10 protein-coding genes and 1 pseudogene are annotated in these 11,857 nt (G+C 38.8%); 2 read left to right on the top strand and 9 right to left on the bottom strand.

Annotation, left to right across the window (positions count from 1 at the left end; all coding sequences use genetic code 11):
- From K6G87_RS18760 to K6G87_RS18740, 5 genes and pseudogenes are all read right to left on the bottom strand, one after another.
- A pseudogene (locus tag K6G87_RS18760) lies at positions 1–841 on the bottom strand (alpha-mannosidase); the annotation flags it as partial.
- 204 nt (positions 842–1,045) lie between these two features.
- Positions 1,046–1,792, bottom strand: a complete 747-nt coding sequence (locus K6G87_RS18755) for a hypothetical protein (protein WP_296840726.1) — start codon at positions 1,790–1,792, stop codon at positions 1,046–1,048.
- Between the two features lie 63 nt (positions 1,793–1,855).
- A complete protein-coding gene (gene udk / locus K6G87_RS18750) occupies positions 1,856–2,479 on the bottom strand; it encodes a uridine kinase (RefSeq protein WP_296840724.1) in 624 nt (207 codons plus the stop codon).
- Between the two features lie 174 nt (positions 2,480–2,653).
- Complete coding sequence (locus K6G87_RS18745) at positions 2,654–3,652, bottom strand: transglutaminase domain-containing protein (protein ID WP_296840721.1); 999 nt, start codon at positions 3,650–3,652, stop codon at positions 2,654–2,656.
- 20 nt (positions 3,653–3,672) lie between these two features.
- Positions 3,673–4,521, bottom strand: coding sequence for a hypothetical protein (locus K6G87_RS18740; RefSeq protein ID WP_296840719.1), 849 nt, complete (start codon positions 4,519–4,521; stop codon positions 3,673–3,675).
- A gap of 224 nt (positions 4,522–4,745) precedes the next feature.
- Between K6G87_RS18740 and K6G87_RS18735 the strand changes: the two genes are divergently transcribed.
- Together K6G87_RS18735 and K6G87_RS18730 are read left to right on the top strand one after the other, a co-directional pair.
- Positions 4,746–5,411, top strand: a complete 666-nt coding sequence (locus tag K6G87_RS18735) for a response regulator transcription factor (protein ID WP_296840716.1) — start codon at positions 4,746–4,748, stop codon at positions 5,409–5,411.
- A gap of 5 nt (positions 5,412–5,416) precedes the next feature.
- Complete coding sequence (locus K6G87_RS18730) at positions 5,417–6,646, top strand: sensor histidine kinase (protein ID WP_296840714.1); 1,230 nt, start codon at positions 5,417–5,419, stop codon at positions 6,644–6,646.
- Positions 6,647–7,285: 639 nt separating this feature from the next.
- Here the strand turns inward: K6G87_RS18730 and rsgA are convergent.
- The 4 genes from rsgA to rlmN form a co-directional block, all read right to left on the bottom strand.
- Positions 7,286–8,203 (bottom strand): ribosome small subunit-dependent GTPase A, encoded by a 918-nt coding sequence (rsgA, locus tag K6G87_RS18725; protein ID WP_296840711.1) that lies wholly within the window; start codon positions 8,201–8,203, stop codon positions 7,286–7,288.
- A 39-nt stretch (positions 8,204–8,242) separates the two neighbouring features.
- Positions 8,243–10,312, bottom strand: coding sequence for a Stk1 family PASTA domain-containing Ser/Thr kinase (gene pknB, locus K6G87_RS18720; protein ID WP_296840708.1), 2,070 nt, complete (start codon positions 10,310–10,312; stop codon positions 8,243–8,245).
- Complete coding sequence (locus K6G87_RS18715; RefSeq protein WP_330669951.1) at positions 10,309–11,049, bottom strand: Stp1/IreP family PP2C-type Ser/Thr phosphatase; 741 nt, start codon at positions 11,047–11,049, stop codon at positions 10,309–10,311. Before K6G87_RS18715 ends, pknB begins: the two co-directional genes overlap by 4 nt.
- A 25-nt stretch (positions 11,050–11,074) precedes the next feature.
- A partial coding sequence (gene rlmN / locus K6G87_RS18710; protein WP_296840706.1) for a 23S rRNA (adenine(2503)-C(2))-methyltransferase RlmN occupies positions 11,075–11,857 on the bottom strand: 783 nt, incomplete at its 5' end.

Genomic DNA, 11,857 nt, shown 5'->3' with positions numbered 1-11,857 from the left:
ATTCATATAGCTGAGGTGTACTTGCCATAAACTTATACTCAGGATATCTGTCCATAAGATTAAGTACATTGGTCCAGCTTCTTATAACTTTCTCCCTGGTCTGGCGAAGAGGCCACTTCCAGGCAACATCTATATGGGTATGGCCTACGCTTTTAACAGTTGCCTTGTGTATATTTTTACCATATAAATTATCTAAAAGATATTTAGAAATATCTTCAGGTTTAAGACTTATCGCTCTTTCAAGCGTTTCAAGAAGGATTGTCTGATTTTGATCATCTTCAGGAAGATTTTGGAGAACTTCAAATGGAGTCTCAAGATCATAGTAGATCCTTATTGCATCCTCGTCTTTTGAAGTAAGCTTAATTCCAAGACTGTTGGTACTTGCCTCAGTATTAGAATAAGCATATATACCAATTTCATACTCATCACCTGCATGTGCACATTCTGATAATATGACATGATCATGATTCATATCCATAGCACAGGCTAGTTCTCTGTTTACATAGATCATCAGCTGGGGATTATCTGTATTCCAGATATCATCAGCACCTGTTGATACAAACATAAGAAGAGGCTTTCCATCATACTTTTCAGGAACTTTAAATGTGAACCTGAAATAGTAATGCTGATCGCTGCCTCCCCATAACGAATCAGGTTCAAATAAAGAAAATCCTTCATTATCCCAAACAACCTCATTACGAACATTATATGGAATCTTTTTATAATAAATACCATCAAAACCTTCTGTATCCTGGATTCTTGTGACATGTGGAAAGCGTTTTAAAGAAAGCTCTTCTATATAGTTTTTTATATTATCTATGATCTGTTCCTTACCTGGCATACATGTTCTCCGTTTTATTATCATTTTTATAGCTGCTAATATCTCTACTATTTAGTATTTAATAAAACTTCAATTATTTCTATGCTTTATTTGTTCTATTCCCAAATATTCATCTCAAAATTTGTCGTACACGCTATCAGCATAAGACGATCAGGCTATATCTTATATTACAAAAAACCCATATCAAAATGACCTATATTAAGATCATTTTGGTATGGGATCATCTATTTTTGATAGAATATTGTTTATTCTCATGATTATGGTATTTTTTAGATCTTTCCAAGGCATAAGCACATCGTCGCCTGGATCATATTCTTCAAATACAAAAGAAGGTGTAAAAGCATAATTATCAGCTATATAAGTCTTTACTTTAACATCTGTATCTTTTTCCTTACTTATATCATTTTCAAGAAAATAGGGAATTAAAAGGCCATCAGAGCCGGCAAGTTCATTGCACGAAGTTTCATAATGGGGGAATAAATAAAAAAGCTTAGGATCAGGCATCAGAGCATGCTTACCGGGCTGCATATATAAAACCGGCCTTGTCTCTTTATAGAATTTAAGTGCCTCACCATAAGGAAGCATTGAATTAAAAAACTTGCCGTGAAAGCTTGCTTCTACTGCGCATACTTTATCATCTTCTCCAACGTATACGAACACATGTTCAAGATCGTACAAATGCTGTATGTCAAAGTCAAAATATATGGCATACTCTATCATGAATCCTACATTTATTCCTTCTTTTTCAAAGTCTTTAAAATGAAAGCTTCGTCTGCAGGATGAGCTTTGGCCATCTTCATAAAACACAGTATAGCCTATTCCTTTTATGTCAAAAGGCTCTTTAGCATCTTTCATAAAAAGCGGCATATACTTATTAGCTAATTTATATTCTTTTGATAGTGCAAAGTCACTACTTAGTGCATTCATATTATTATCCATAGCGTTATTCATGTTGTTATCCATATTGTTATACAAAAAGCCAGTGCACTGCACCGGCTTAATTACAATTACTATTTAGTTCTCACTTTCGATAAGTGAATTGATCTTGGTAGCCATAACGTCAAGCGCCATGTCATTCATTCCACTGTTTATAACAAGATCAGCATACATCTTGGTTGGCTCTACGTACAGATAGTGCATAGGCTTAACCGTTGTAAGATACTGATCTACTATGTTGTCTATATCCCTTCCTCTTTCTTTGACGTCTCTTACTACTCGGCGAAGGATTCTCTCATCAGCATCAGCTTCTACAAATATCTTAATGTCCATCTGGTCACGAAGTCTCTCATCAGCAAGGACAAGAATTCCTTCAAGAAGGATGATATTACTTGGTTCTACAACTGTGACTTCCTGTGAACGGTTGTGCTGAGTATAGTCATAAACAGGACATTCAATAGACTTACCTTCTTTAAGCATTTTCAGATGCTCAAGAAGAAGATCTGTTTCGAATGCGTCAGGGTGATCGTAATTGATCTTTTTTCTCTCCTCAAAAGGAAGATCATTATGAGCTCTGTAATAGTTATCATAATAAAGAACAGTTACCTGATCCTTGAATATATGTTTAAGTCTGTTGGTGAAAGTAGACTTACCTGAACCTGTTCCTCCTGCGATTCCTATGATAAATGGTGTCTGAGACATCTTAAATTCCTCCTGAATAGCCAACTGGTTAGAAATGATGATAAGAAAAATCATCGTTGTAAAGAATATCTCAAAATACGTAGTATAGTCAATACCTTAATCAAATTTGAGAAATATATCCTAATTCTTATTATATATCATAGAATAATTTAGCTAAAAAGCTAGAACGTTTGGTCAAAAAACTACTGTATAGGTCGCATTATTACTTCTCTTAATTCCATTTGCATTTGTTCCTACCGGTATCTTATAGCAGTCATATCCCAAATTAACTTCCATAGCAGGATCAAATACATAGAAAGTTCCGTCAATTTCAACCTGAACCCAGGCTGATGACTGGCTCTTGCCATCACTATCTGTAATAATACCTACAACAATTCTTGATTTATAACCAAGGCTTGAAGCTATATAGGCAAATGCTGCCGACATGCCATAGGCATCGCCCTGCATTGATGAAAGTGTAGAAAGTGCCTTCTCTCCTGTCCAGTTACCTGAAGGAGTATAGAAATAATCGCTGTATTCAACGCTGTCAACAAAGCTGTTATAGCAGCTCTTAAGCTGTTCATTCTGCCTCATTCCGCTCTTTGTATTATCTTCAACAAACTCTGCTACTACAAGTAATAGTCCGTCATCTACAGATACTATATTACCTTTTCCATCATCCCACATAATACCATTTGCAGTATGAACAAGATGAGGATTCGTAATATTTTTTTCCTCACCACCTGCTTCAGTATTATAAGCAACTGTAGCTTCTATCATCTTCTTAAGATCTGTTTCTACGCCGTCAAGAGCATCCTGACCTATTGCAACAACAGAATCCGGTATATAGGCAGAGTTTCTTGCCTGAGGGAAGCATAATAGGGTTGTCTGCTTTTTGTCATAAAGACATCCATCATAGGATGAGTAGTTGCGGTTTTTTTCACTTACTGTTATCTCTTTTAAGTTAAACATGTTGACAAAAGAATTGCTGGATATATTCTCAATGCTTTTGCCAATATGAAGAGAGGTTATCTTATCAGCATCATCAAAGGTATTAACTGTAATTGAAGTAAGTTCCTTGGCCACAGATCTTATTGGCAGATTTATTACAGCAAGAATAGCCGCGAGCATTACTACTGCGGCTTTTCTTGTGATCAGCTTATTTATATGATTTCTCTTTAATGTAAGTATCATATTATCTGTTTTATCCTTGATCAGAATACGCTGAATATCTCTCTGATATCTGCATAACCTATTTCGTCGCCATCTCCGCCTTCTAGTGAGCTCTTACCATAGCCAGCTACACCATTGATTCCGTCAGCATAGCCTTCCTGATTGTCAGCTATGACTTTGCACCACTGGTCTGCGTATGTTCCGATATTTGCATGTGACCAGCGAATTCCAAGATAATCAAGTACAAGTCCAAGTGCTCTTGTAGCTCCTTCGGTATTATATTCACGTGCAACAAAAACTCCGTAGGCATTACGATAATGGGTTCCTGATGTAGAATATGTTCCTTCGTTGCAATATGCCTGAACAACTGCTGCAGCATAAGCACATTTGATTATCTGTTCTCCTTCATCTTTACTAGGTGAATATCCATTGGAAACAGCTGAAGCATAATTGGCATTGATCTTATTAGCTATCTGCTGGGCTTTACTTCTTGCTATCTGTTCCTGCTTAGCTGTCATTCCGCCATTATCATGCGCTGTTATATCTATTACAGATACAGACTCATCTCCCGAAGGAACTACTACTTCTTCTGTTGCAATAAGCCTGTTTGCAATTCTTCCTTCATATCTTCCATACAATGCATAGTGCATTATAAGTGCATAGGGGTCCATTCCAAATGCAGCTCTTATATCTGCATAGTTCATATAATAGCAATAGGCATCATATTCTGCGCTATAATCTACTCCGTTATAAACTGTAGTAGCTTCAAGAAGTATCTCATAAGGATCTTCTGCATGACTAACAATTGATGTACTTTCAAAGAACATAATAAGTGTAAGCGCTGCTACAATAATAATTGATAGTGATTTTCTGGTGATTGATTTTTTCATAAATGCCTCCGAAACAAAACATGATAGAACATGCTGTAATACCCATAAATTCCCTAAATACAAAACAAATGCAGATTTCTGTAATATTTTCCAGAAGTCGTACACTATTCTTATCGGACAGATATGGGAATAAATTTATGATTTCAGTAATATTTCAGCATTGTATGATATATTGATAATATAAACGCAAAAATGTTTTTTTAAAAAATACATGGAGATAATACATGAGAATTCTTGTTGTAGAAGACGAACAGATTCTTGCAGATTCTATAGTAGAACTGCTTAAAACCAATAATTATGAAGCAGAAGCGGCCTATGACGGCGTAGAAGGCCTTGATAAGGCTCGCCTGAATATTTATGACCTTATAGTTTTAGACGTCATGCTGCCCAAAATAAACGGTTTTGAAGTGGCGACCACCTTAAGGCGTGAGCACAATGGAACTCCAATTCTTATGCTTACAGCAAAGTCAGACCTTGACGACCGCGTAAGAGGTCTTGACAGCGGCGCAGATTACTATCTTACAAAGCCCTTTGAATCAAGAGAGCTTCTGGCCTGCATACATGCTCTTACAAGACGTCAGAAAGATCAGGTAGATGAGATCACTTTCGGAGATCTAAGACTCGACCTTTCAGGTGTCAGCATGTCCTGCGGAGCTGAAAGCATACGTCTTTCTTCCAAAGAATTTGATGTCCTTCGCCTTCTCATGCAGGCAGGTAACAGTAACATTCCAAAATCAAGGATACTCGACCAGGTATGGGGCTATGATTCAGAAGCTATAGAAAATAATGTCGAAGTATATGTGGCATTTCTTCGTAAAAAGCTCAAAAAGCTTGGAAGTAATGTAACTATCAGTGCTGTCCGCGGTGTAGGTTATCATCTGGAGGCCTAAAATATATGATCAAAAAATTACAAAACAGGTTTATCCTGACAATGATAGCCATTGCTACTGTCCTTCTTGGAATACTCTTTTTCAGTATTCCCATTATGGAATCAAACCTTGCTACCAGTAATGCTTCCAATACTCTTGATGTTATCCTGGATAAGCCTGAAGAGATATTGTCTTCAAAAGATAATCCATCTTCTTTTACCTACTCGGCATTTTATGTCAATCACGTAGGAACTATCACCAAATATTACAGTATGCAGTATAATAGAAGCCAGCTTGAGAGAATTTACAATGAGATCAAACAGGATTACTATGGAAACGAAAATTTCATGCTGGAAAAGTCCCACCTTTACTACAGCTATACCAATACTGCTTCCGGTACGTGGTATGCTATTTCAGATTCTACGGAGGATGAAAAATATAACGAATCTTTATTTACCACCTGCATGATCATGTATGCAATTTCTATGATAGTAGTAAGTATATTAACAATATTTCTTTCAAAATGGATAATCAAACCTACAGAATATGCCTGGAACAAGCAAAAGCAGTTCATCGCTGATGCTTCACACGAATTAAAGACGCCCCTTACTGTAATCCTTACTAATGCTGAACTCCTTAATAAGACAGAATCTCCGAACGGTTCCCAGAAGAAATACGTAACCAATATACTTACTGAATCTCATCAGATGAAGACACTTATCACTCATCTTCTTGATCTTGCACGTATAGACAGAGGTATACCAAAAGAAAATTTTGTTCAGGTTGATATGACTAGTCTTGTAACTGACGAATCGCTTGTAATGGAAGTTGAGCTCTATGAAAGAGGCCACGTTCTTGAAGCTACTACAGATGAAAATTTATATGTCAAAGGCGACAAGAGTAAGCTTCAGGAAGTTATCGATATCCTTCTTGATAATGCAGGAAAGTATGCTCACGAGGGCTCTCAGATAGACATAAAGCTTTCAAAACTTGGCTCTTCTCACGTCCTGTTATCTGTATCCAACAAGGGTGATAACCTTTCTGAACAGGAGCTTAGAAACATTTTTACCCGATTCTACAGAACCGATACCTCAAGGTCCCACAACGGAAGCTATGGTCTTGGCCTCTCAATCGCCAAAGAGATCATAACCCAGCACGGCGGCCTTATATGGGCAGAATGCTCAGATGGCCTCATCACCTTCAAAGTCAAGCTCCCGCTCCTCACACCCCACAAAGAGCAAAAGCCTGATAGCTAATAGCAAAGCCCTTATGCGCAATAGCAGACGGCAGGTCAGTCATCTTCTCACTTCACGCCTCAAAGAAATCGGCCACTGGGGATTTTTAAAAAACTATTGCCGCGCTGCCAAACTCGCTCCTTTGCTAATGACTGGGTTCACATACCGCCAGCGGAGGAATTTAATATTTTCCTTGTTTTTTCTTAATGCCATAAAATTTGCTTCCAGCATGCCGGAATGTGTGTTTGAGCAGGACGCTTAAAAATTTATAATGTCGATATTCACTAGCTCGCTTTGCGAGCTTTATACAACAAAAACACATGAATCCACGAGCTAGCTCGTGAGTTCATGTGTTTTATGTTGTAGGTGCGTAGCACCGTAGTGAATATTGACTAACAGCATTTACATGAGCGTCCTGCGAGTTTCACATGAAGGCATGCTGTATGGAAGCAAATCATGGCATTTAGAAAAAACAGGAAAATATTACTGACGACGATGGCGGTATGTGGCCCAGTCATTAGCAAAGAAGCTCAAACATGTGGCGCGCGGCATATAATAAAAATCCCCAGTGACCTCATTTCGGTGTAAGAAGTGAGAAGATGACTGATATGCCGCCCCGAAGGGGTTCACATAGGCTTCATGATAGTTACAGGTGCCCGTTTATTGGGGCCTTCTGCCTTCTTTTTTGGCGTAGACGGGCTTAGCATTTTTGAGTTCATCGTATAGGACTTTGTAGTTGTCATATCTGATGCGGGATATGAGGCCTTCTTCTACTGCCTTTTTGACACCGCAGTCAGGCTCTGTAATGTGAGAACAGCCGCCAAATCTGCAATCAGGTTCATAGGCTTCAAATTCCGGATAATATAAGGGAAGGGCTTCCTTGGTCACATCCTTAAGATATAGGGATGTAAAGCCAGGTGTGTCCATTATATATGTATCAGGTCCAAGACCTTCCACATGAAAAAGCTCTGAATGCCTTGTGGTATTCTTGCCTCGTTCTATTTTTTTGGACAGTTCTCCTGTCTGCATCTTGGCTTTGGGATGTAAGAGATTTATAAGTGATGACTTGCCTACTCCGCTTGGACCGGCAAGAACAGTAGTTTTGCCCTTTAAAAGGCTCTTTAGTTCATCTATTCCGTTACCATTAGCAACACTTATAAAAAGAACCTTATAGCCGCACTTCTCATAAGTCTCTTCAAGTTCTCTCTGTTCCTCTTCACCTGCTATGTCCTGCTTATTAAAGCAGATGATAACAGGAAGGTTCTGCTGCTTCATCATGATAAGAAATCTGTCAAGAAGGTTATAGGACGGATCCGGATGAACTATTGCAAAGATTATAAGCGCCTGATCCACATTGGCAACAGGCGGTCTTATCAGTTCATTCTTGCGGGGAAGAACTTTAGATACATTGCCGGTAGCATCATCTTCTGATACAACATCCATCTCAACATCGTCACCAACAAGTGGCTTTATCTTCTGCTGTCTAAAGATTCCCTTGGCACGGCATTCATATACCTTGCCAGAGGGCGTATCTATATAATAAAAACCTGCAATTCCTTTAATTATCTTTCCCTGCATTAATACTCCATTAAATCTTCAAAGAAGTTTTTGACAAGATCACTGCATCTGTGTAAGCGTAACTGTTCTTGTCACTGACTGTGTAACAGCTCCTGATTCTGTATTAACTACAAAACTCATCTCAAGAGTTGCTGTTGACGAAGATGTATACGCCTGATTCTGACTCTGAACTACTGATATAGGAAAAGAACTTGTAGCAGAGCTGTACAAAAGTGTTCCATCTGCAGCTGTTATAGTGACATTAACTGTAGTTCCGCTTGTATAGTATGAGTTCTCTGTAGGAGCCTCAATATTACCAACAAAAACATATGCTGCTGTTGCAGCAGGTCCAACAGAAACCTCAAGATTAATAACTGAATCTGTTGAAACTTTTGTTCCTTCAGCCGGAGTCTGATTTATTACAAGATCAACGAGTGAAGCATCATTATTGTTAACTGTGACAACATTTATATTACTGTTTGAAAAACCAAGTTCTACAAGCTCAAGTCTTGCGGAAGCTTCATCCATACCAACAACGCTTGGCATTACAACTTCCTGGGCACTATCACCTGTTGAAGCTGTATCAGAAGCACTCTCATGAGCACCTGTACTTACTGTGATAGTAATTGTAGTACCGCTTGCCTGTCTTGTATCCTTCTCAGGAGACTGGGCTACAACAACATTTTTAGCTTCAGCACTTTCATTATCATCAACTTTTTCTACTTTAAAGCCCTTGTCCTGAAGTGTTGTCTTTGCCTCTATATAGGACATTCCGACAACGTCAGGCACTATTATTCCTGAAGCATCTGAGCCGGACATCTCTGTAGATGAAACTGTAGATGAATCGCCTGTAGTTCCTCCTCCAAAGAGTCCAAGATGACCACCGACAAATACGACGATGATCACAAATACCAGGATCACTGCAATAACAGCCATAACGATCATAAGCTTATCAAGGCTGTCATCTTGTCTGCCGTTCTTACGGTTATTACTGCCTTTTCTGTATGATCTGTCATATACATAATCACCTTCATCATACTCATCACGATATTTCTTTTCGTTAGAAGGACGCTGAGGCTTCTGGATATTCTGAACATCTCGGCTATTGTTATTGTTGTTATTATTGTTATGAGGATTTCTAACCCTCTTTTCCTGCTCCTGAGTCTCTATAACACCGGTATCATTAAGACGCATCTCACCTGTCTTGCCGCTCTGAGCATTGCCGGTTCTGATCATCTCCTGCTCTGTATCAGAAGCAATCCTTGTAGCACCTTCTTCATCAGGGTCTACAAGTACGACAAAATCTTCATTAGGTGTGATAAGTGATCTCTTAAGGTCCTTGATCAGATCTGTAGCATTCTGATAACGACGGTCAGGAGATTTCTGACAACACTTAAGTATTATCTTCTCTACACTTATTGGAAGATCCGGTGCATAAGTTGACGGTGAAGGGAACTGTTCCTGAATATGCTTTATGGCAATAGCAACTGTTGTATCACCATTAAAAGGAACGCGTCCTGTAACCATCTCAAACAAGGTTACACCTAGTGAATATATGTCACTCTTGGCATCAGAAAAACCACCTCTTGCCTGTTCAGGAGAAGTGTAATGAACTGATCCCATGACATTAGATGTAATTGTGTTACTAGAAGCAGCCTTAGCTATACCAAAATCAGTTACTTTGACCTTACCGTCCTTACTGATCATGATATTCTGAGGCTTGATATCACGATGAACGATGTTGTTCTTATGAGCAGCATCAAGTCCCATCGCAACCTGTATTCCTATACTTACAGCCTCTTTGACTGTAAGTCTTGATTTCTTTTCAATATACTTTTTAAGTGTTATTCCATCTACGAGCTCCATTACAAAGTAATAGACGCCCTTGTCATTGCCTACATCGTAGACGTTAACAATATTTGGATGCATGAGCCCGGCCGCAGCCTGAGCTTCTGAACGAAATTTCTGTACAAAATTCTGATTTTCAGAAAATTCCTGCTTCAGTACCTTTACTGCAACAGGACGGTTTAATTTATGATCAAGTGCTCTATATACATCGGACATTCCGCCAGTTCCGATTTTTTCCTGAATTTCATAGCGGTCGCCGATGATCATCCCGATTCTAATCATCTGTTTTCCTCCGAGATTTCAATAAGGATAACTGAAATGTTGTCTTTGCCGCCATTATTATTGGCAGACTCAACCAGCGTTCTGGCTTTATCCTCTATCTCAACCTGCTTGTTGACAATATTCCTGATATCTTCATCGCTAACCATGTTCGTAAGTCCATCCGAACACATCAAGATTGTATCGCCATTTTTAAGCTCTTCCTGGAAAAAGTCGATATCCAGTTTGTCTGTAGCACCTACAGCTCTGGTAATTATGTTCTTGTCAATGTGATTGCGCGCAGTCTCTCTGTCTATGCCACCCATTCTGACCATTTCCTCAACAAGAGAATGATCTCTGGTGACCTGTCTCATAGTATCGCCATTAATGATATATAATCTACTGTCTCCAATATTGGCAACTTGAAGAAAATGACCCATGATCGTAGCTGCGACAAGGGTCGTTCCCATACCTTTCATGCTTATATCGCCATCTGCCACTTTGCGAAGAAGCGAATTAGCATTCTGTATAGACTGATTCAGGATTTTGGTAGGGCTCTGTTCAAAAGAGCTTTCTATACCTTCAACTATTTTATTCACACTGAAACGTGACGCATAGTCTCCTGCATTATGTCCTCCCATACCATCTGCCACAATAAAAAGATTGGACAGATTACCAATTCTCTCCTGGGATTCGAACACATAATCCTGGTTCAGTTCGCGTTCTTTTCCAATGTCAGTAATGGAAAACGATTTGATCAAGATACTCCTCCATAAAAACAGCAGGTCATTTTTCATTTAAATGTCGTCTGCGAAGTTGTCCGCATGCGCCATCAATATCCCTGCCCATTTCCCTTCTTATAGTAACATTTATTCCGCTTTTTTCAAGTTTATTTTTGAAAGCGATGGCATTTTCACGTGTTGGAGCCTTAAAACTACGCTCTTTGATGGGATTAACAGGGATAAGATTAACTATGGCATTAAGGCCTTTTAAAAGACTTGCAAGCTCTGTAGCGTCTTCTTCGGTGTCATTTACTCCTGCAACAAGTGAATATTCAAAAGTAAGCTGTCTTCCTGTCTCATCAAAATAGAAACGGCATGCATCTATAACTTCAGAAAGCTCGTATTTATTGGCTATTGGCATAAGCTTCTGTCTTTTTTCCTGATTAGAAGCATGAAGAGATAATGCAAGATTAATTGAAAAATGTTCTCCAGCAAGTTCTCTTATCCTTGGAACAATTCCGCAGGTCGAAACAGTCAGATTTCTCTGACTCATATTCATGCCATCTTCGCCTGTAAGCATGCGAATAAATACAAGAAGATTGTCATAATTATCAAGAGGTTCTCCTGATCCCATGACTACAACATGAGATATCTTCTGACCTGTAATTCTTGAGATTGCATATATCTGATCAAGCATCTCTCCCGGCAAAAGAGATCTCACAACGCCGTCAATAGTAGATGCACAAAACTTACATCCCATGCGGCATCCAACCTGGGATGAGATACATACGCTGCATCCAAATTTATATTTCATAAAAACACTTTCGATGACATTGCCATCAGAAAG

The organism is Butyrivibrio sp. (assembly GCF_024699075.1).
Note: the sequence above shows the minus strand (reverse complement) of the source record. Positions and strands in the feature narration are given on the sequence as shown.

Coding starts and splice junctions, on each gene's coding strand:
- K6G87_RS18755 (WP_296840726.1), bottom strand. CDS start 1,792: ATGAATAACGCTATGGATAATAATATGAATGCACTAAGTAGTGACTTT.
- udk (WP_296840724.1), bottom strand. CDS start 2,479: ATGTCTCAGACACCATTTATCATAGGAATCGCAGGAGGAACAGGTTCA.
- K6G87_RS18745 (WP_296840721.1), bottom strand. CDS start 3,652: ATGATACTTACATTAAAGAGAAATCATATAAATAAGCTGATCACAAGA.
- K6G87_RS18740 (WP_296840719.1), bottom strand. CDS start 4,521: ATGAAAAAATCAATCACCAGAAAATCACTATCAATTATTATTGTAGCA.
- K6G87_RS18735 (WP_296840716.1), top strand. CDS start 4,746: ATGAGAATTCTTGTTGTAGAAGACGAACAGATTCTTGCAGATTCTATA.
- K6G87_RS18730 (WP_296840714.1), top strand. CDS start 5,417: ATGATCAAAAAATTACAAAACAGGTTTATCCTGACAATGATAGCCATT.
- rsgA (WP_296840711.1), bottom strand. CDS start 8,203: ATGCAGGGAAAGATAATTAAAGGAATTGCAGGTTTTTATTATATAGAT.
- pknB (WP_296840708.1), bottom strand. CDS start 10,312: ATGATTAGAATCGGGATGATCATCGGCGACCGCTATGAAATTCAGGAA.